Annotated in this window: 18 protein-coding genes; 5 read left to right on the top strand and 13 right to left on the bottom strand. The window is 68.1% G+C overall.

What is annotated here, in order from left to right:
* Positions 1 to 257: 257 nt before the first annotated feature.
* Entirely contained in the window at positions 258 to 467 is a 210-nt protein-coding gene (locus tag E8A12_RS16295; protein WP_293370704.1) for a hypothetical protein, read from the top strand.
* Between the two features lie 67 nt (positions 468 to 534).
* Here the strand turns inward: E8A12_RS16295 and E8A12_RS16290 are convergent, their stop codons facing one another.
* Both E8A12_RS16290 and E8A12_RS16285 read right to left on the bottom strand, forming a co-directional pair.
* Positions 535 to 1065 carry an FxDxF family PEP-CTERM protein gene (locus E8A12_RS16290; protein ID WP_293370702.1) on the bottom strand — a complete coding sequence of 177 codons (531 nt, stop codon included), beginning with the start codon at positions 1063 to 1065 and terminating at the stop codon, positions 535 to 537.
* Between the two features lie 206 nt (positions 1066 to 1271).
* The gene (locus E8A12_RS16285; protein WP_293370700.1) at positions 1272 to 1862 is read right to left on the bottom strand and encodes a hypothetical protein; all 591 of its coding nucleotides are present in this window, start codon (positions 1860 to 1862) and stop codon (positions 1272 to 1274) included.
* 231 nt (positions 1863 to 2093) lie between these two features.
* On the opposite strand from E8A12_RS16285, the gene E8A12_RS16280 reads away from it, so the two are divergent.
* Positions 2094 to 2669, top strand: a complete 576-nt coding sequence (locus tag E8A12_RS16280; RefSeq protein ID WP_293370698.1) for a hypothetical protein — start codon at positions 2094 to 2096, stop codon at positions 2667 to 2669.
* Between the two features lie 27 nt (positions 2670 to 2696).
* Here E8A12_RS16280 and E8A12_RS16275 read toward each other — a convergent pair whose 3' ends face one another.
* From E8A12_RS16275 to E8A12_RS16235, 9 genes are all read right to left on the bottom strand, one after another.
* Positions 2697 to 3071 (bottom strand): hypothetical protein, encoded by a 375-nt coding sequence (locus E8A12_RS16275; protein WP_293370696.1) that lies wholly within the window; start codon positions 3069 to 3071, stop codon positions 2697 to 2699.
* Positions 3072 to 3149: 78 nt separating this feature from the next.
* Complete coding sequence (locus E8A12_RS16270) at positions 3150 to 3659, bottom strand: hypothetical protein (RefSeq protein WP_293370694.1); 510 nt, start codon at positions 3657 to 3659, stop codon at positions 3150 to 3152.
* On the bottom strand, positions 3656 to 4084 hold the full coding sequence (locus E8A12_RS16265) for a hypothetical protein (RefSeq protein ID WP_293370692.1): 429 nt from the start codon (positions 4082 to 4084) through the stop codon (positions 3656 to 3658). The genes E8A12_RS16270 and E8A12_RS16265 overlap by 4 nt, the downstream gene beginning before the upstream one ends.
* A gap of 195 nt (positions 4085 to 4279) precedes the next feature.
* A complete protein-coding gene (locus E8A12_RS16260) occupies positions 4280 to 5368 on the bottom strand; it encodes an acyl-CoA dehydrogenase family protein (RefSeq protein WP_293370690.1) in 1089 nt (362 codons plus the stop codon).
* A 43-nt stretch (positions 5369 to 5411) separates the two neighbouring features.
* On the bottom strand, positions 5412 to 6617 hold the full coding sequence (locus tag E8A12_RS16255; protein ID WP_293370688.1) for an acyl-CoA dehydrogenase family protein: 1206 nt from the start codon (positions 6615 to 6617) through the stop codon (positions 5412 to 5414).
* A 220-nt stretch (positions 6618 to 6837) separates the two neighbouring features.
* The gene (locus E8A12_RS16250) at positions 6838 to 8064 is read right to left on the bottom strand and encodes an acyl-CoA dehydrogenase family protein (protein ID WP_293370686.1); all 1227 of its coding nucleotides are present in this window, start codon (positions 8062 to 8064) and stop codon (positions 6838 to 6840) included.
* A gap of 121 nt (positions 8065 to 8185) precedes the next feature.
* Positions 8186 to 9379: an acyl-CoA dehydrogenase family protein gene (locus tag E8A12_RS16245; protein ID WP_293370684.1), complete on the bottom strand. Its 1194-nt coding sequence runs from the start codon at positions 9377 to 9379 to the stop codon at positions 8186 to 8188.
* Between the two features lie 83 nt (positions 9380 to 9462).
* The gene (locus tag E8A12_RS16240; protein ID WP_293370682.1) at positions 9463 to 10677 is read right to left on the bottom strand and encodes an acyl-CoA dehydrogenase family protein; all 1215 of its coding nucleotides are present in this window, start codon (positions 10675 to 10677) and stop codon (positions 9463 to 9465) included.
* 70 nt (positions 10678 to 10747) lie between these two features.
* On the bottom strand, positions 10748 to 11971 hold the full coding sequence (locus E8A12_RS16235) for an acyl-CoA dehydrogenase family protein (RefSeq protein WP_293370680.1): 1224 nt from the start codon (positions 11969 to 11971) through the stop codon (positions 10748 to 10750).
* Positions 11972 to 12123: 152 nt separating this feature from the next.
* Between E8A12_RS16235 and E8A12_RS16230 the strand changes: the two genes are divergently transcribed.
* From E8A12_RS16230 to E8A12_RS16220, 3 genes are all read left to right on the top strand, one after another.
* Positions 12124 to 13815: a bifunctional lysylphosphatidylglycerol flippase/synthetase MprF gene (locus E8A12_RS16230; protein WP_293370678.1), complete on the top strand. Its 1692-nt coding sequence runs from the start codon at positions 12124 to 12126 to the stop codon at positions 13813 to 13815.
* 1040 nt (positions 13816 to 14855) lie between these two features.
* The gene (locus E8A12_RS16225) at positions 14856 to 15506 is read left to right on the top strand and encodes a hypothetical protein (RefSeq protein WP_293370676.1); all 651 of its coding nucleotides are present in this window, start codon (positions 14856 to 14858) and stop codon (positions 15504 to 15506) included.
* A gap of 537 nt (positions 15507 to 16043) precedes the next feature.
* Positions 16044 to 17126, top strand: coding sequence for an alpha/beta hydrolase fold domain-containing protein (locus E8A12_RS16220; RefSeq protein WP_293370674.1), 1083 nt, complete (start codon positions 16044 to 16046; stop codon positions 17124 to 17126).
* A gap of 45 nt (positions 17127 to 17171) precedes the next feature.
* Here the strand turns inward: E8A12_RS16220 and E8A12_RS16215 are convergent, their stop codons facing one another.
* The gene (locus tag E8A12_RS16215; RefSeq protein ID WP_293370672.1) at positions 17172 to 17942 is read right to left on the bottom strand and encodes a hypothetical protein; all 771 of its coding nucleotides are present in this window, start codon (positions 17940 to 17942) and stop codon (positions 17172 to 17174) included.
* Between the two features lie 103 nt (positions 17943 to 18045).
* Positions 18046 to 18252, bottom strand: coding sequence for a hypothetical protein (locus E8A12_RS16210; RefSeq protein WP_293370670.1), 207 nt, complete (start codon positions 18250 to 18252; stop codon positions 18046 to 18048).
* Between the last annotated feature and the right edge of the window lie 219 nt (positions 18253 to 18471).

The following is an 18471-nucleotide window of genomic DNA, read 5'->3' as shown; positions in this document are numbered from 1 at the left end:
GGCCAGCACCTGGTAGCTGATGCCGGGCAGGGCGACGGTCGCGCCCGAAGGACCTTGGGCGAGAGCGGCGTGGACGAGCCCCAGGCCGGCGGCGAGGGCCATGGTCAGCGTCTGGGCGAAGGCGGAAAGGGAGCGGCGCATCGCCCGACTATAGGCGGTTTGCGCCCCATCTCCACAGCCGCCCCGGATGGGACTACCGTCCATGCGTCGAGTCCGCGCCAGGATGGGCCGGACAGCCAACGGGAGGCTTACATCACATGAAACTCAGGACCATCGGCTTGGCGTTCGTCGCCACCGCGTTCATGGCGGGCGCGGCTCTTGCCCAGTCTGGCACCATGCAGCCCATTCCGAATCCGCCGGAAAAGGCCAAGGCCGTGCATCACAAGAAGAAGGCCAAGCCGGCCGCCTCGGCCGACACGGCCAAGCCCGCCGACGCCGCCAAGCCGGCGACCCCGGCCAAGAAATAGGACTTAAGGCTTTAGGACGGCGTCGCCCTCTCCCCTTTTCGCGGGGAGAGGGTTTGGCGCGTAGGGTCTAGGCCGCGTTCGCCGCGCCGACGATCCGGCGACGCGCACGGATCAGGGCGCCGGCGCCGCCGAAGCCCATCATCATCAGCGCCCAGGAGGCGGGCTCCGGCACGGTCGCGCCGGCCAGCGCGAACGACAGAGTGCCGGCGAACGAGCCGTTGCCGCCGCTGGTCCCGCTGACCACCACCGTCTGCGGCCCGTTGGTCACCGGCACGCCGACGAGCGAGCGGAACTCCACCTGACCGGTCGAGCCGATGTTGAACTGCTGGCCGTTGAAGGTCACCGAGGTGAAGTCGATGTTGTTCATCTGATCGGAGGTGAATTCCGAGGAGATGGTGGCGCCGCCAACGCCGGTGGGCATGTTGAAGGTGAAGGTGTCGGTGAAGGCGCCGCTGGCGAGCCCGGTGTCCCCAAACATGCCGGAGAAGGAGCCGTCAGGCGCCGGAGGGTCGAAGGTGATGGATTGGGTCGCTGATGCTTGAGATGCAGCAGCCAGCAAGGCCGCAGCCACAGTGGCGGCGATAACAACAGATTTCATGGTCCAGCCTCTCGGGAAGAATATCCCTCGCCGCGCCAAACCAATGGTTGTGGCCATGGTTCCGTATATTCAGACCTTTCAATGGATGAGGTCCGGGCTTTTCTACGGTAACGCTGTCGGAAAGCCACAGGGTTCGGCCTTGGGTCACGGCCTCAGGTCCGCAGGATTCACCACTTTTGGCGGTATCGCCCGGCCAAACCCCGGGCTCAGCCGCGCATCACCGCCTCGTGCTTCTCGAAGCTCTGTTTGGACAGCGGCCCCAGCGACCCGATGATCGGTTTGATCTGGTCGGCGCCGTCCACCATGAAATCGAAGGCGGCGTGGCGGGCTTCGGCCTGGATCGCCCGCTGGGCGGCCAGTTCGCGCCGCATCGGATCGTCCTCGGCCAGACCGCTGGCCGCGCCGTCGAGTATGCCGATCTGCTCGGCGGCGTCGGTCACCCCGTCCAGCGCCAGGGTGATCCGCACCATCAGCCCATGGATCTGGGCGCGCGTCGTCGGGTCGCGCAGGTCGTAGAGCTGTTCGCGGTTGCGGTCGTAGGTGTCGGTCTCGCGCCGCACCCCGCGCAGCAGGCGCATGGTGAAGGGCCCGTAGGGATCGCCCCGCCCGCGCGATTCGTTGGCGATCCGGGTGATCAGCTCCAAGGCCGTCAGGATCTCGCCGAACAGCAGCGCGGCGCTGCGTTCGCGCTCCCGCCTGCGCAGGATGCCCTCCATTTGCGTCGCCGCGAAGCCGCCGACGGTCGCCAGCATCGCGCCGATCACCACTGACCAGAGTGTCGCTGCGCTCTCGCTCACGCCCCGAAGCCTTCCCCGCTTTCCTGCCGCCACCGTAGGGGCGGTTCAGCCGGCGCGCCAGTTGCGCGCTTCGCCGGCGGGCTCGCCGCGCGGGTCCTGGAAGGCAGGACCGTCGATGGCGTGGCCAAGGGGGAGCCAGGCGGCGGACGGCGCGACGCGATCCGGCGTTTCCCGGCCGGCCGGGCGCACGCTAGGCTGCCGGCATGACGCGCATGATCGCCAGGAGCCACGATGCCGACGCCTGATGCGCCGTGGTCGGTGGCGTGGAGCGGAGAGACGGCGTTCCGGCTGCAGCCGTCGCGGGACTTCCCGGGCATGACCGAGCTTGACCAGCAGCAGGCCCCGGGTGTCGGCGAGCCGCTGTTCGCCGCCGTGCATGTCACCCGCCAGCGGCGCGGCATGGTCGACCTCTTGTGCCATGTGTGCGGCCGGCCGACGACGAGACACGACCGCAATATCTTCCCGGTGGCGTCGGGCGGCCTGGTGACCCTGCAGGACGGCTCACAGCAGTATGGATGCAACGTGCCGCCCATCCATCGCGCCTGCGCGACACGTGCGCTGAACGCCTGCCCGCACCTGTCCAGACTGGCGGAGCGACCCTTGCGGTGCTCCGCGGACGAAGGGCGGCTCATCCATCGCACCGACGTCACCCCCGGCCTGGAGGCCCTGGCCAAGACCTTGCCCGTGGGCCTTGAGGTCATCTTCTCCTGCTACCGCCTCTACGGACCCGAGTTCACAGCCCAGGTGATCGCCGCGCGGGAAGACTGGGACCGCAAGACCCTGGCGCGGAGACGCGGCGCGGCCTGAGCGCCGGCCCTCGCCCCGAACCGGCGGTCAGATCCAGCGCGCCGCGGCGTCGGCGGTGTCCTCGGGCTGGGTGTTGAAGGCGATGGGCGTGTTGGGCGCGGCCTGGCGCACGGCGTTCACCACCGCCTCGAACAGGGTCGTGCTCTTCGGCGGCAATCGCAGGCCGCCCCCGATCACCACGCAGTCATAGGCGGCCTTGCCCAGTTGCGCCGCCACGGTCGGCGCGGCGGTCTCGTCGGGCGGGATCATGCACAGGTCCGACTCCCAGCCGCGCTCGGTCATGCTGGCCGTGGCGATCTTGATGCCCGCCTGGATCTTCTCGGCGTTGAACCCCGGCGGCAGCGCCGGATCGGAGAAATCCACGGTCTCAGGGATCTGGCCGACGAACAGGACCCGGGTCATTTGCGTCTCCTGGCGGCGCCGCACCTGGGCGACCCGCTCTGGCCATGCAAGCGGAGGCCAGCGGCAAGAGGTTCCCGGCTATCGCCCTGTCGAGGGCGCCAGCCACATGGCCAGCCGCGCCCACAGCAGCGGCCCCATGAGCGCCGGCGGAAATCCCCGATAGGCCGGAATGTCGTCGGGCGGCGTCACCCCGGCCGGCAGGCTGTCGATCTTGGTCCTGAAGCGCACGGGCGGCGCGCCATCTGGGAAGCGGGCGCGATAGACCGACGTCCACCAGCCCGGGCCGAACTTCAGGTACATCCCCGAGTTGCAGCAGGTGGCCACGAACCGGGTCGTCGGCGCGCCCTCCGAAAGCTTGATCCCCTCCAGCGCCTCGGCCCCGGTCTCGCAGACGAACCGGTCATTGCGGTAGGTCAGGTACGGGGTTCCCCCGAACGCGTCGCGGATCGGCGCGGCGCCCGGCAACGCCTCGATCATCCGGCCGCCGGCCTGGCAATCAGTGCAACAGCAGGCCGCGACCGCGATCGGCTCGCCGACGACCCTCAGCCGAACGCGCCCGCAGGCGCACGATGCATGCTGCTCGATCATGGTCTCTCCCGGTCTACCCCGCGCGTCGGCGATGACAAGGCTTGGAGCGCATCAAACGCGCGGGCGAGGTGGGCGTCCAGGCCCGAGCTGGGGTCGGCGAACCAGGCGCTCGCGGCGTAGCCGAAGGCCGCCATCCCCACCTGGGCCGCCAGGGTCGCCACGCCCTTTTCGACGCCGCGCCGGCGCAGGGCCTCGGCCAGGGCCTCGATCAGGCCGGCCGTCTTGGTCAGCACGCGTTCCTGCAGCGCCGGCGTCTGGGCGATCACCGCCCGGCGCGGCTCGGTCACCGGCCGATTGGCCTCCAGCAGCCCCTGCACCGAGCCGAACGCGCAGATCAGCGCGCCCATGGGATCCAGATCCTTCGGCGCCGCCACGACCGCATCGCTCAAGGTGGCGCGGAACGCCTCTTCCCTGTCGAAGAACACCTCCCGCCTGTCCGGGAAGTGCCGGAAGAAGGTCCGTTCGGTGACCCCGGCCTGACGGGGTCTCCCGCGCCGGATTCGTCCTTCACCTCCAGGTTGCGACCGGGGTGTTGCAGGCAGATGGCCGCCGTTGCCTTCCCTGCAAAGAACCCCGCCGACGTCTCCGCCGGCGGGGCCACCTCAATTGAGGCCTGAGTCCTAGTACCCCTGGATCCGCGCGTAGCGGTCCCGGTGGAACGCCTGGTTGCCGAAGGCGGCTTCGGCCGCCCGGGCGCGCTTCAGATAGAAGCCCGCGTCATGGGCGTCGGTCATGCCGATGCCGCCGTGCATCTGGACCATTTCGTTGGAGACTAGGTGGAAGGTGTCGCCCATCTTGGCCTTGGCGAGGCTGACCAGCTCCGGCACGTCGGGGCTGTCGGCGTCGATGGCGGCCAGCGCGGCTTCCACCGCCGAGCGCGACAGTTCCAGGTCGGTGAACATCTTGGCCGCGCGGTGCTGCAGCGCCTGGAAGGAGCCGATCACCTGGCCGAACTGCACGCGGACCTTCAGGTAGTCGAGCGTGGTCTCGAAGGCCTGGACGGCGCTTCCCAGCATCTCGGCGGCGACGCCGGCGCGGGCGCGGTCGAGGACCTTTTCCACGAGCGCCGCGCCGCCAGTGAGCGGCTCGGCGGCGGCGTCCTTGAACTCGATGTTGGCAGCGCCTCTGGAGTCGGCCAGCGACAGCTTGTGGCGGCTGACGCCCGGGTCATTGGCCTTCACCAGATAGAGGCCGACGCCGTCGGCGCCCTTGGCAGAGACCACCAGCACGTCGGCGGCCATGCCCTCCAGCACGAAGGTCTTCTTGCCGGTGATCTTGCCGCCCTTGAATTCGGCGGCGACTTTCTCGGGGTTGTGGTGCGGGCCCTCGTCGATGGCGAGCGCGCCGACCGCCGTGCCCTCGGCGATCCTCGGCAGCCATTCCGACTTCTGCGCGTCGGAGCCACCCAGGATCAGGGCAGAGGCCGCGGCCAGACCGGACGACAGGAGCGGGGAGGCCGTCAGCGTGCGGCCTAGCTCTTCCAGGATCAGGCCCAAGGAGAGGTAGCCGAAGTTGGAGCCGCCATATTCCTCCGGGATGATCACCCCGGCCCAGCCCATCTCTGCCATCTCGTTCCAGGCGGTGACGTCGTAGCCCAGCTCGGCGCCGCTATCGCGCATCTTGCGGAAGGCGGTGACCGGGGACTTTTCCTGCACCCAGCTCTTGGCTGCGTCGCGCAGCATGCTCTGTTCTTCGCTCAGAACGGCCATGTCGTTTTTCCTCGTGAAATTCGTGTTGTTCTTGAAATGGGGTTCAGTGGTTTTGCGTCAGGTCGGGCAGGCCCAGGATGCGCTTGCTCACGATGTTCGACTGCACCTCCTGGGAGCCGCCGAAGATCGTGAAAGCCTTGCCGAACAGCCATCCCCGCACGGCCTCCAGCTCGTCCTTGCTGAAGTCCTCGCCCTCCCAGCCCAGGCCCTGGTGGCCCATGATCTCCAGCGTCATCTCGTGACGTTCCTGGATCAGCTGGGTGCCGGCGTTCTTCATGATCGAGGTGGCGCTGGAGGGGCCGGCGTTGCCCTTGCTCTCCATCATCGCCCGGATCGCCGTCTGCTGGAAAGCGCGCCAGTTGATGGCGTTGTTGACCAGCCGGGTGCGCAGATCGCTGTCGGCGATCCGGCCCTTGTCGTCGACGCCGACGTAGTCCTTGGCCAGCTGCTCCAGCGACTTGCCGCCACCGCCCAGCCCGCCGCCGGCGCCGGTGAGGCCCGAGCGTTCGTGCTGCAGCAGGCGCTTGGCGATGGTCCAGCCGCCGTTCAGGGGACCCACCAGGTCCTTCTTCTCGGCGCGCGCATTAGTGAAGAAGGTCTCGCAGAAGGGCGATGAGCCGGCGATCAGCTTGATCGGCCGGACCTCGACGCCGGGCTGATGCATCGTGAAGAGGACGAAGGAGATGCCTTCGTGCTTCTTGGCGGTGTCGGTGCGCACCAGGCAGAAGCACCAGTCGGCGTATTGCGCGCCGCTTGTCCAGATTTTTTGGCCATTGATTTCAAAGTGATCGCCTTTGTCCTCGGCCTTCGTCTGCAGGCTGGCGAGGTCCGATCCAGCGCCCGGTTCGGAGAAGCCCTGGCACCACTGGATCTCGCCCTTGACGATCGGCGGGATGTGCTCGCGCTTCTGGTCCTCGGTGCCGTATTCCAAGAGCGTCGGGCCGAACATCATCACGCCCATGCCGCCGATCGGGTTGTAGGCCCCGGCGCGGTTCAGCTCCTGCTGGATGACCCGGGCCTCGCCGCCCGAGAGGCCGCCGCCGCCATAGGCCGCCGGCCAGGTGGGGACGCCCCAGCCCTTGTCGCCCATGGCCTTGCGCCAGGCTTCCTGGTCGGCCGAGGGCTTGGGGCGCTCCTCCCCCATCATCGGGTTGGGCTTGCCCTTCAGCGCGGCGGGGAAGTTGGCCTCGATCCACCCCCGCGCCTCCGCGCGGAAGGCCTCAAGGTCCGTACCGCCAAAATCAGCCATTCAAATCCGCTCCCTAAAATTCCGCCGCCCAATCGTCCTTCTCCCCCAGGAGAAGGTGTCAGCGACGCTGACGGATGAGAGGCCGCCTCCGCTCTCCGCATTGGGGCCCGTCCGCCAGCTTCGTCGTCCTGAAGAACCCCTCATCCGACCTCCTTCGGAGGCCACCTTCTCCCCGAGGAGAAGGCTACACGGCGGGGTTCCCCAACTTATCGCCGATACCCTATCGCGCCTGCGTCGCCTCCGGCAAACCCAGGATGCGCTTGGAGATGATGTTCGACTGCACCTCCTGGCTGCCGCCGGCGATGGTGCCGGACTTGCCGCGCAGCCACGCTCGCGTCGTGCCAAGCTCGTCGTCGCTGTAGGCCGCGCCGGTCCAGCCCAGGCCCTGGGCGCCCAGGATCTCGACGGCCAGCTCGGCCCGCTCCTGGCGCACCCAGGAGCCGACGTTCTTCAACACCGACGACACCGCGCTCGGCCCCGAGTTCGAGCGGTTCTCGACCGCCGCCCGCTGGCCGGTGAGCTGGAAGGCCCGGGCCTCCATCAGGTGCCGAGTCAGGCGCGTGCGCAGGTCCGGATCGGCCAGCCGTCCGGTCTCATCGACGCCCACGTAGGTCCGCGCCAACTCGTCCAGGGCCGGCCCCGGCACATTGCCCGGCCCCGCCGCGCCCGGCGCCGCGTTGGCGCCGGAGATGCCTTGCCGCTCGTGCTGCAGCAGCCGCTTGGCGATGGTCCAGCCGCCATTCAGCGGCCCCATCAGGTTCTCCTTCGGCACCTTCACGTCGGTGAAGAAGGTCTCGCAGAAGGGCGTGGCGCCGTTGATCAAGAGGATCGGCCGCGGCTCGACCCCCGGGCTCTTCATGTCGATCAGCAGGAAGCTGATCCCCTCGTGCTTCTTCGACGGGTCGGTGCGCACCAGGCAGAAGCACCAGTCGGCCAGATGGGCGCCTGAAGTCCAGATTTTCTGGCCCTGCACCAGCCAGTGGTCGCCCATGTCCGTGGCCTTGGTCGAAAGGCCCGCCAGGTCCGATCCGGCGCTGGGCTCGGAGAAGCCCTGGCACCAGCGCAGCTCGCCCCTGACGATCGGCGGGATGTGACGGCGCAGCTGCTCCTCGGCGCCGTATTCCAGGAGCGTGGGCCCAAACATGATCACGCCCATGCCGCCGATCGGATTGGGCGCGCCGATGGCCGCCATCTCCTCGGCCAGCACGCGGGCCTCGGCGCGGGAGAGGCCGCCGCCGCCATATTGCGGCGGCCAGGTGGGCGTGCCCCAGCCCTTGGCGCCCATGCGCTCCTTCCACAGCGCCACGTCGCCGGTGGGCTTGGCCGAGGTCTCGGTCTCGATCACCGCGCTCGCGTCGCACCGCAAGGATTGCGGGAAGTTTTCCTCGAGCCACGTCCGCGCCTCGCTGCGGAAGCCCTCCAGGTCCTGTCCTCCGAAGTCGGCCATTTTAAACTCCGCTCATCCCCGCGAAGGCGGGGACCCAAGCTGAATCTGAAATCATCCGCCCTGGCTCCCACACCCGACTCGGCTTGGGTCCCAGCCTTCGCGGGGATGAGCGGGTGGGGTGCTATGAATTCTGCGTCGTGTCCGGCAGGCCCAGGATGCGCTTGGAGACGATGTTCGACTGGATCTCTTGGCTGCCGCCGAAGATCGTGGTGGCCTTGCCCGAGAGCCATGTGCGCACCGCCTCGCGCTCCTCGCGGGAGAAATCCTCGCCGTCCCAGCCGAGCCCTTGCGCGCCCATGATTTCCAGCGTCAGCTCGGCCTTTTCCTGGCCGATCCAGGTGCCGGAGTTCTTCATCACCGAGGTGGTGGCGCTGGGATTGATGTTGCCCTTCGCCTCGGCCGCGGCGCGGGCCAGGGTCAGGCCATGGGCCTTGGCGTCGATCTGGTGCCTGGCGATCCGCGTGCGCAGATCGGCGTCGGCGATCCGGCCCTTGTCGTCCAGGCCGACGTACTTCTTGGCCAGCGAGACCACGTCCTGGCCTGCCATCATCCGTCCGCCGCCCTGACCGGAGCGCTCGTGCTGCAAGAGCCGCTTGCCCACCGTCCAGCCGCCGTTCAGCGGCCCGACCATGTCGTCCTTCTCGGCGCGCGCGGCGGTGAAGAAGGTCTCGCAGAAGGGCGAGGTGCCGGCGATCAGCTTGATCGGCCGCGTCTCGACCCCAGGCTGATGCATGTTGATCAGCACGAAGGAGATGCCCTCATGCTTTTTCGACGTGTCGGTGCGCACCAGGCAGAAGCACCAGTCGGCCCATTGCGCGCCGCTGGTCCAGATTTTTTGGCCGTCAATTTGCCAGTGGTCGCCCATGTCGACGCACTTGGTCTGCAGGCTCGCCAGGTCCGATCCGGCGCCGGGCTCGGAATAGCCCTGGCACCAGCGCAGCTCGCCGCGGACGATGGGCGGGATGTGGCGGCGCTTCTGCGCCTCGGTGCCGTATTCCAGCAGCGTCGGGCCGAACATCGAAGTGCCCATCCCGGCCACCGGGTTCTCCGCGCCGATGCGGGCCATCTCCTGCAGCAGGACGCGCGCCTGGGCGCCGGAAAGCCCGCCGCCGCCGTATTCCGTCGGCCATGTCGGCGCGCCCCAGCCCTTGTCGGCCATCCGCTGCTTCCACAGCTTGCCGTCGGCGCTGAGCGCCTCGCCGCCCGGGATCATCGCCATCGGGGCGTTGGCCAGCGACTTGGGGAAGTTGGCTTCTAGCCACTCGCGCGCTTCGGCGCGGAAGGCGTCCAGATCGGAGCCGCCGAAATCGGCCATCTATAATTCTCCCTAAATATTTAGTCTTTTCATTGGCTTATAGTATAGCCTAACACGAAAATGCGTCAGGTTGGAGTCTCCCGTTACTTGGGGTCGGGAAGCCCCAGGACACGCTTCGACACGACGTTCAGATTGATCTCCGAGGTGCCGCCCTCGATCGAGTTGGCCTTGGACCGCAGCATCACCCGCGGCGCGGAAAGTTCGGCGGCGGAATAGCCCTCGCCGGCCCAGCCCAGCGCCTGATGGCCCATGGCCTCGCAGATCAGTTCGTTGCGGTCCTGGGCGATCTTGGCGCCGGCGTATTTCATGATCGAGGTGGCCGCGCTGGGCCCCTGGTTCGACTTGGCCTCGTCGGCCGCCCGGCGCACGGTGAGCTGGAAGCTGCGGGTTTCCATCAGATGCTCGGTGATCCGCCGGCGCAGGTCGCCCTCGGCGATCCGGCCCTGGTCGTCCAGGCCCACATAGTCCCGCGCGGCCTCGACGACGGTCGGCAGCGGGACCGCCTGGCCGATGTTGCCGCCGCCCAGCCCCGCCGAGATATTGTCCCGCTCGTGCTGCAACAGCCGCTTGGCGATCGTCCACCCGCCGTTCAGCGGCCCCCAGAGCTGATCCTTCGGGACCTTCACATCGGTGAAGAAGGTCTCGCAGAACGGCGAGGTCCCGTTAATCAGCAGGATCGGCCGCGTTTCCACGCCCGGCGCCTTCATGTCGATGAGCAGGAAGGAGATGCCCTCATGCTTCTTGGTCGTGTCGGTGCGCACCAGGCAGAAGCAGCGATCGGCGAAATTCGCGCCCGAGGTCCAGATCTTGGAGCCGTTCACCAGCCAGTGGTCGCCCTTGTCCTCGGCGCGGGTCTGCAGGCCCGCGAGGTCGGAGCCCGCGCCCGGCTCGGAATAGCCCTGGCACCAGCGCACCTCGCCCTTGATGATCCCCGGCAGGTGCTGGGCCTTCAGGTCCGGCGAGCCGTACTCGATCAGCGTCGGGCCGAACATCATCACGCCCATGCCGCCGATCGGATTGCGGGCGCCGATCTTGGCCATCTCCTCGTGCAGGACGCGGGCCTCCTGACGCGAGAGGCCGCCGCCGCCGTATTCCGCCGGCCAGGTGGGCGTGCCCCAGCCCTTCTCGCCCATGGCCTTGCGCCAGGACCGGGCGTCGCCGCTCTCGTCGTCAGCCACGCCCGCCGCCAGCGGGGCCTGCAGCGCAGGATTGCGCCTGAAGGCTTCGGGGAAGTTCGCTTCGAGCCATGACCGGGCTTCGGCCCGGAAGGCCTCGGTGTCGCCGCCAAAATCCGCCATCGAAATCTCGCCTTGGAAAACGTCAGAACCCGTCGAGGACCCGGCCGAAATAGGCCGCGCCCCCTATTCGCTATTTGGGATCGGGAAGCCCGAGCACCCGCTTCGACACCACGTTCAGATTGATCTCCGAGGTGCCGCCTTCGATCGAATTGGCCTTGGCGCGCAGCCAGCCGCGCACGGCCAGCCGTTCGGCCTCGCTGAATCCATCGCCGCTCCAGCCCAGGCCCTGGTCCCCCATGGCCTCGACCATCAGCTCCGAGCGTTCCTTGGCGAACTCGGCCGCCGCATATTTGATGATCGAGGTCGCAGCACTCGGCCCGTTCGCCGCGCGGCTCTCCGCCGCCGTGCGGCCGATGGTTTGCCGCAAGGCCTGGAAGTTCATCTTGTTGAGCGTGATCCGCTGGCGCAGGTCCGCGTCCGCCAGCCTGCCGTCCTCCAGGCCCACATACTGCTTGGCGATCTCACCCAGGTCGCCGGACGACCCGCCCGCGCCGATGCCGCCTTCGCCGAAGCCGGCGGAGATGTTCTGGCGCTCGTACTGCAAGAGCCGTTTGGCGATCTCCCAGCCCCCGTTGAGCTTGCCGACCAGATTGCCCTTGGGAATCTTCACGCCGGTGAAGAAGGTCTCGCAGAACGGGCTCTCGCCGCTGATCAGCTTGATTGGCCGGGTCTCGACGCCCGGCAGGCGCATGTCGATCAGCACGAAGGAGATGCCCTCGTGCTTCTTGGTGGGATCCGTGCGGACCAGGCAGAAGCACCAGTCGGCCTTGTCGGCGTAGCTGGTCCACACCTTTTGGCCGTCGATCTGCCAATGGTCGCCCTTGTCCTCGCATTTGGTGGCGAGGCTTGCGAGGTCCGAGCCCGCGCCCGGCTCGGAATAGCCTTGGCACCAGCGGATTTCGCCGCGGACGATCTTCGGCAGGTGTTCCTTCTTCTGCTCTTCGTCGGCGTATTCGAGCAGCACCGGCCCCAGCATCCAGATGCCGAACGACAGCAGCGGCGGACGATAGCGGCCGGCGGCCAGCTCCTGGTCGATCACCCGGGCCTGCTGGGCGGTCAGGCCCGCGCCGCCGTAGTCCGTCGGCCAGGTCGGCGTGGTCCAGCCCTGGGCGGCCACGCGGCGCATCCAGATCGACTGCGGGTCGTCGGAACCCTCGAAGGCGCGGCCGCCCCAGACCGCTTCAAGGTCAGTCTGGGCGTCAGCCTCGCGCAGCTCCGGCGGATAGTTCGTCGCCAGCCACGCGCGGACCTCCGCGCGGAAGGTGTCGAGGTCGGCGGCGCCGAAATCAGCCATGGCGAGTTCCAACCCATCAAGAACGTAGAGACGGCCGCCACCTTAGCGCCGGGCTCCCCGCAACGAAACAGTCGTTTGAAGTGCTCAAGCCCCGACAATCGGGCGACAAATCGGCTATAGAGCCTCACCCTGAAACCGACCTATGGGGCTGGATGCGCTTCCTAAGAGACCTTCGGCCCGCGGCCTTCGCTTTCGCGCCCTGGACGGCGGCCATCCTCACCCTGGCTGCGGGGGTGATGCTGCTGGCGTCTGGGGCGACGCCGTCGGAGCCGGTGCGCTTCATGCGGCTGATCCAGATCACGCCGGTGTATCTGATCGAGGCCAGCCACTTCCTGTCGTCGATCCTGGGCCTGGTGCTGGTGCTGTTGTCCTTCGGCCTGCGGGCGCGGATGGACGCAGCCTGGGGCGCGACCCTGGGCGCGCTGCTGCTCGGCGCCACCCTGGCCCTGCTGAAGGGCTTCAACTGGGAGGAGACCGCCGCCCTGGTGGCGCTGGCGGTCCTGCTCTTGCCCTTCCACGGCGCCTTCCCGCGCAGTTCGCGGCTGACGCGGATGGAGATCACGCCGGGGTGGCTGTTCTCGGCGGCCTGCGCGGTTATGGGCGCAGGCGCGCTCGGCCTCTGGTCGTTCCAGCATTCCGACTATGCCGACCGGCCCTGGTGGCGGGTGATGGCCGACGCCGACGCCGAGCGCGCGGTGCGGGCTTGGGCCGGAGCAGCGCTGGTCTTCTTTGTCTTCGGCGTCTGGCGTCTGGTGGTCTCGGCGGCGACGCCCCCGGTGGTCGGCGAGACCGACCCGGACTACGAGCGGGTCCGCGCCATCCTGGCCAAGGCCGAGGTGGCCGAGCCCGGCTCCAACCTGGCGCTGCTGGGCGACAAGCGGTTCCTGTTCTCGGCCTCGGGCGAGAGCTTCCTGATGTTCGGCGTGCGCGGCCGCGCCTGGGTGGCGCTGGGCGCTCCGGTGGGCAAGCGCGAGGAGCGCGGCGAACTGCTCTGGCGGTTCCGCGAGCTGGCCGACAGCCACGCCGCGCGGCCGGGCATCCATGGGCTGAACGCCGATGACCTGCCCGAGATCGTCGACCTGGGCTTCGCCATCCAGAAGGTGGGCGAGACCGCCGCTGTGCCGCTGGAGAGCTTCTCCATGGAGGGCCGTAAGCGGGGCGCCGCGCGCCGCAACTGGCGCAAGCTCGGCGAAGCCGGCGCGACCTTCGAGGTGGTGGCGGGCGAGGCGGTGACGGCGCTGCTGCCGACCCTGCAGGCGATCTCCGACGAGTGGCTGTCGCACCACGCCGGCGGCGAGAAGGGCTTCTCCATGGGCGGCTTCTGGCCGGGCTATGTGCAAGAGTTTCCGGTGGCCGTGGTGCGGGCGGAGGGCCGGATCATGGCCTTCGCCACCCTGTGGACCACCGCCAGCCGCTCGGCATTTTCCATGGACCTGATGCGCTATGCCGACGAGGCGCCCAGCAACATCATGGACTTTCTGTTCGTGGAGCTGATCGAGTGGGGGCGCCGCGAGGGTTACGAGGCCTTCGAGTTCGGCATCGCGCCCCTGGCTGGCCTCGACGACCGGCCGCTGGCCCCAATCATGTCGCGGGTGGGCCGGCTGCTCTTCGAGCGCGGCGAGGACATCTACAATTTCCGCGGCGTGCGCCGGTACAAGGACAAGTACGACCCCCTCTGGCAGCCGCGCTATTGCGCCGCCCCGCACAAGTGGTCGATCCCCTGGCTGATGGCCGACGTGGGCCTGCTGTCGTCAGGCGGCGTCTCCGGCCTCTCCAAACGGCCCAAGAAGGCGGACGAGCCGAAGGAAGCGGCAGCGATTCAGCAGGGCCATGCGGCCGCCTAGGTCCTGTCGAGCCGATTGCGGCGCGGGCGTTCGCCCCGGCGCGGCTTGTAGCGGGAAGCGGACTCTCTGAATTCCGCTTTGGGGAACGCAGACCTCGTTGCTGGAGCGCTAACGCCAGCTGAAGAACGGGGGTTTGGGGTCCTGCTTTCGCAGGAGCCGCCAAAGGAGCGTTGCGGCGGTCTCCGAAGGAAGGATAATCGCCCGGGGGTTCAGTCCAAGCGCTGGTCCGCTCAAGGAGCCAAACTCGTTTTCCACGTGCAGTTGGCCGTCTTCGACCCACCACTGACCAGAGCAAAGCTTGCCACGATAAGTGGTCTCGACAAGGTGTCGCTCAGCCATCGTGGTGTCCCCTTGCACAAGCCTAAGTTCATGACGTCCCGAGCACAAACCTGAGCCGAAGCCCCGCTCTGGGGTCGGAAGCGGTCAGAAGCTCACTGCCCGAAACCGGGCGTGGCGGATTGCAGTGCGATTCATTGTTCTCAATCCAGCTCAACCTGCGATTTGTGGCTCTGATAACACCGTTGTGGGTATGTGCGCCGCGCGCCCTTCCGAACCCTCCGGGGCTCCGGCATTGCGTGCGAGGCGTCGTTTAGCGATAGCTAGGCGGCGCTTTTCGCCTTTGGCCAGGACCCCTGGTCCTCGGCATCGCACCGGACAGCCGCCGTTCGGGCTGCGGCGGCAGATCGGACTTTCCAAACGGCTGCAATGGGGCGAAGGCGGTTAGGGGCTATGCCCGGAAGCGGACCCAGAGGAAGGCCACTTCGGGGAGAAACCGGACCTAAAGGACGGGTGTGACCCATCCTTTTCGGAAACGACAACACCGCCAATCTGATCGCCGGCGGCGCGTCGATGTCAGCGCGGATGTTCAGGCCGCGACCAGCGCCCGGCAGCGGCAACATCTGGTTCGAACGGGCAGCCCTGCTGGCCTTCGCCTGCGTGGCCAGCGCTGGCCATTGCCCGGTCCCGGCGCGCCTTGACCTAAGGCGCGGCGTCGCAGGCCGCAACAATCTTAATCCGCGGCCGCCTAGGGTTGCGGCCAGATGGAAATTTCATTAGCGGCGCCGTCGCTCCTAGCGCCTGTTCAGGCGGTATCGCCAAGCCAGATCGCACCGGGTTCGACGAGCCCGCTCGCCACCCTGCAGGGGCTGGCGTCGACGGTGCTCGACACCTCCGGCAATATCTCCGACGCCGACAAGCTCGACGCCTACACGAGCGCTCAGCGGCTCAGCATCACGGGCCAGTACGCGGGTGTCGGCAAGGCGGGCGCCACCCTGCAGAACCTGATCGCCAATTCTCCGACGGCCCAGAACGTGGAGACCCAGCGGACGGGTTACGCCGACGCCATGATGGGCGCCATCCAGCGGGCCAGCGCGGCCGGTGTTCCGCACGCCCAGGCGCTGGGGGCGGCGTCCCTGCAGCATTTCGACGGTCTCTCGGGGACCGACCAGAAGGCGCTGTTCGCCAGCATCAACGCCCCCAACCGAGCCGGGGTGACGCCCTTCGCCGGCCTCGGCGACTGGCGCGGCCAGATGGCTGCCATGGGCAAGGTCTCCGCCCCGGTCGACCGCATCGAGCTATCCGGCGCGGCCCGCGCCCTGGTGGGCGCGAGCGCGCCAACGGCGCCTACGGCGCCGACTGCCCCGTCCCAGCCTGCCTATGTCACCGGATCGATCGCCAGCGTCCGGGTGTAGGCGGTGCGGCGACGAGCCCGCGCTTCGTAGGACTCGCCCGCACCCCAGAAAGGCGACATAGGGTCACTTTGCAAGACTGAAGCCCGCTGCAGGTCGAAGCGGTCTTGAGTTCGCCGGCCAAACACGGACATTGCGAACCTCAGTCTGGTTGGACAAACACCTCGCGACCGAACTCCTGCACATCATTCTGAAGGGATCGGCGGTCCTGAACGGCTCGCAGGTGAGCATTTATCGGCCCAGTCCAATTTGGAATTCTTGTGCGCATCGCCTTCAGCTCGGCCTCGCTTGGGGTTTCGCCGAGTTCAGCGATCTGGCCTTTTTACTGCCCTCCGAAGAGGGCCAGCATCCAGTCATGAACGTGCAACTCACGGGCCGACCTTTTAATGCTCAGCTGCGGGTCCGCAGCCGGCGTCCATCAATCGCCCATAGGCCGAACGGCCCGGACGCCATCCAAGCTCCGCTGACTCCCCGACCGCGTAGCGCTGGCCCAAGCCTCTGACCCATGGCAACCTGCCGGCTCGCTTGGAGTCTGCCGCCATGACGTCGAAGCTTGCCTCCGATCCTCGCATCGACCCTCGTCTCAAGGCCGTGTTTGGCGGGTGGCCGGATTCGCCGCCGCTGGGTGACGTTGCGAACCGAGAGGCGTTGATCGCCGAGGCGAACACCCCGCAGGCGCTGGCGGCCGAGGCGGCGATGAGCGGTCTGTTCGACGCGTGCGACAGCGAGGCCAACTCCCCCTTGAGCGGCCTGTCGATCCGCCGCGACAGCTTCGCCTCTTCGCCGGACGGCAACACGATCCAGGTTGCGATCATCCGCCCCGACAGCGCCGACAGGCTCCCCTGTGTGGTCTATCTCCACGGCGGCGGCATGCAGTCCATGTCGGCCTTCAACGGCATGTACCAGGCTTGGGGCCGGATCATCGCCGCGCAGGGCGTGGCCGTCGTCATGGTGGACTTCCGCAACGCCCTTCGCCCGTCCTCGGCCCCGGAGGTTGCGCCCTTCCCGGCGGGACTCAACGACTGTGTCTCGGGGGTGAAGTGGGTGGCCGCGAACGCAGCCACGCTCAATATCGATCCGGGCCGCATCGTCGTCGCGGGCGAAAGCGGCGGCGGAAACCTGACCCTGGCGACAGGACTGAAACTGCTGCGCGATGGCGACATCGGCCTGATCCAAGGGCTCTACGCCTTCTGCCCTTACATTGCGGGCGCTTGGCCCCACCCGGACAGTCCGTCATCGGTCGAGAACAACGGGATCCTCCTGGAGCTGCACAACAACCGCGGCGCCATGGCCTACGGCATCGAGGCCCTGGAGCGGCGTGATCCCTTGGCGTGGCCCAGCTTCGCCACCGAGGCTGACGTCAAGGGCCTTCCGCCTACGGTCATCAGCGTCAACGAGTGCGACCCCTTGCGAGACGAGGGCGTGAACTTCTACCGCCTCCTGCTGCGGGCCGGCGTCCCAGCGCGATGCCGGCAGGCGATGGGCACGATCCATGGCACGGAGATTTTCTCGATCGCGTGTCCGGAGATCAGCCGCGACGCAGCAGCGGACCTGGCGCGCTTCGCCCGTCTTTCCCAGTCTCCCGCGACGGCGCCGCGTCAGCTCGAGCCGGCGTCGGCCTAGCGGCCGGAAATCTGTCGCGTTTGGACGAGATGGGCCGCGCCCGGCTCAGCCCTTCACGTTGCGGTCGATCAGGCGGTCGATGTCGCCATGGTCGCCTTGGTAGCCGTGATAGTCCCCGTCGATGTGCTCGCTTTCATGCCGGCGCGTCGTGCGGAACTCGCCGACCACCAGCGGGCCGGCGGCCGGGCCCTTCGCCACATAGCCGACCGCGTGATAGCCGGCGCTCGTGCGGCGGTCGCTGGCCAGCACATAGACCATCGAGGCGTTGGTGTTGCCGACGTCCTCGGCGATGACCTCGGCCCCTTCGGGACCGGCGTGGACGACCGTGTGGGTCGGCCCGTGATGGGCGATGACGTCGGCGTTGTCGCCATCGCTGTGGATGTTGACGCCGAAGATCTTCACGTCGGCTCGGTCGCCGGCCGCGCGCACATGGAAGAAGGGCAGGTCGACGCTGGTGCGGTCGGGGCCGTCCTCGACCGCGACCTCTGGAATCGCCCGATTGCGCAGCGGCATCAGGTCATGCAGTTCGGCCTTGGTCGGCGCCATGGCGTCCACCGCCGAGCGGCCCTGCAGCGCCACGAGCTTCAGCCGTACGGTGTCGCCGTTCCGGCCGGCGTAGTCGCAGGACTGGCCGTCGGGCGCCTGGGCCGTGCGGGTCAGAGCGCCCTCTTGGGTCGGGCAGTCGAGGGCCGTGAGGGTCTTGAGCGGCTCGCGGCCGGCCGAGGCGGAGGTGAAGCCGTTGTAGTTGACGCTCGGCGTGCAGGCGCAGAGCGCCAGGGCGGAGACGGTCAGCGCCGCCATGGACATTGTGCGCATCGTCGGGAGACCCAGCTCATTCATTGCGGCGCGCAGGGTCGGGCGGGCACGGGCCGGGGTCCAGTGAAATCGCGGTAAGGTGGGCCGGCGCTGGGCGCGGGGACTAGGTGTTCGCGCCGCCCGCGGTCAGCATGCGGACGGCGTGGCCCAGCAGGAAAATCAGCACCGCCGCGGCGAGCAGCATGATGAAACGCCAGGGCGCCAACCGCGGTCCGCGGCGGGGGTCGAACGGCTTTGCGCCGCGCCAGGCAGCGAAGGCGGCGAGCGCGAAAAAGCCTGCGGAGAGGCCCAGGGTGAGCGGCATATCCATGTGCGACGCCGTATCGCAGTCCCGCCCGCGAAACGGAAGCCGGAGGCGCGCTCGCGGAAATTCCATCCACAGATCAAAGGCCTCAACCACTACATCTTGCGTTAGGCTTTCGTTTACACCCCAATTCAAGGTGTTAGCGTGACCGTGTCCTGGAGGGCGATTCGATGACGGCGGCGGCGCCCTGGAGCGTCAAGGGGATCGATCCCAAGGCCCGCGAGG

It is taken from the genome of Phenylobacterium sp., from assembly GCF_004799395.1.
Lineage (GTDB): Bacteria > Pseudomonadota > Alphaproteobacteria > Caulobacterales > Caulobacteraceae > Phenylobacterium.
This window is presented reverse-complemented; position numbering and strand designations above follow the sequence as displayed.

What these genes read in the sequence shown, in the direction of transcription:
- E8A12_RS16210 (WP_293370670.1), bottom strand. Translation starts at nt 18,252, where the DNA reads ATGGATATGCCGCTCACCCTGGGCCTCTCCGCAGGCTTTTTCGCGCTC.
- E8A12_RS16250 (WP_293370686.1), bottom strand. Translation starts at nt 8,064, where the DNA reads ATGGCCGACTTCGGAGGACAGGACCTGGAGGGCTTCCGCAGCGAGGCG.
- E8A12_RS16215 (WP_293370672.1), bottom strand. Translation starts at nt 17,942, where the DNA reads ATGCGCACAATGTCCATGGCGGCGCTGACCGTCTCCGCCCTGGCGCTC.
- E8A12_RS16275 (WP_293370696.1), bottom strand. Translation starts at nt 3,071, where the DNA reads ATGACCCGGGTCCTGTTCGTCGGCCAGATCCCTGAGACCGTGGATTTC.
- E8A12_RS16255 (WP_293370688.1), bottom strand. Translation starts at nt 6,617, where the DNA reads ATGGCTGATTTTGGCGGTACGGACCTTGAGGCCTTCCGCGCGGAGGCG.
- E8A12_RS16235 (WP_293370680.1), bottom strand. Translation starts at nt 11,971, where the DNA reads ATGGCTGATTTCGGCGCCGCCGACCTCGACACCTTCCGCGCGGAGGTC.
- E8A12_RS16270 (WP_293370694.1), bottom strand. Translation starts at nt 3,659, where the DNA reads ATGATCGAGCAGCATGCATCGTGCGCCTGCGGGCGCGTTCGGCTGAGG.
- E8A12_RS16220 (WP_293370674.1), top strand. Translation starts at nt 16,044, where the DNA reads ATGACGTCGAAGCTTGCCTCCGATCCTCGCATCGACCCTCGTCTCAAG.
- E8A12_RS16240 (WP_293370682.1), bottom strand. Translation starts at nt 10,677, where the DNA reads ATGGCGGATTTTGGCGGCGACACCGAGGCCTTCCGGGCCGAAGCCCGG.
- E8A12_RS16295 (WP_293370704.1), top strand. Translation starts at nt 258, where the DNA reads ATGAAACTCAGGACCATCGGCTTGGCGTTCGTCGCCACCGCGTTCATG.
- E8A12_RS16245 (WP_293370684.1), bottom strand. Translation starts at nt 9,379, where the DNA reads ATGGCCGATTTCGGCGGCTCCGATCTGGACGCCTTCCGCGCCGAAGCG.
- E8A12_RS16230 (WP_293370678.1), top strand. Translation starts at nt 12,124, where the DNA reads ATGCGCTTCCTAAGAGACCTTCGGCCCGCGGCCTTCGCTTTCGCGCCC.
- E8A12_RS16280 (WP_293370698.1), top strand. Translation starts at nt 2,094, where the DNA reads ATGCCGACGCCTGATGCGCCGTGGTCGGTGGCGTGGAGCGGAGAGACG.
- E8A12_RS16260 (WP_293370690.1), bottom strand. Translation starts at nt 5,368, where the DNA reads ATGGCCGTTCTGAGCGAAGAACAGAGCATGCTGCGCGACGCAGCCAAG.
- E8A12_RS16290 (WP_293370702.1), bottom strand. Translation starts at nt 1,065, where the DNA reads ATGAAATCTGTTGTTATCGCCGCCACTGTGGCTGCGGCCTTGCTGGCT.
- E8A12_RS16225 (WP_293370676.1), top strand. Translation starts at nt 14,856, where the DNA reads ATGGAAATTTCATTAGCGGCGCCGTCGCTCCTAGCGCCTGTTCAGGCG.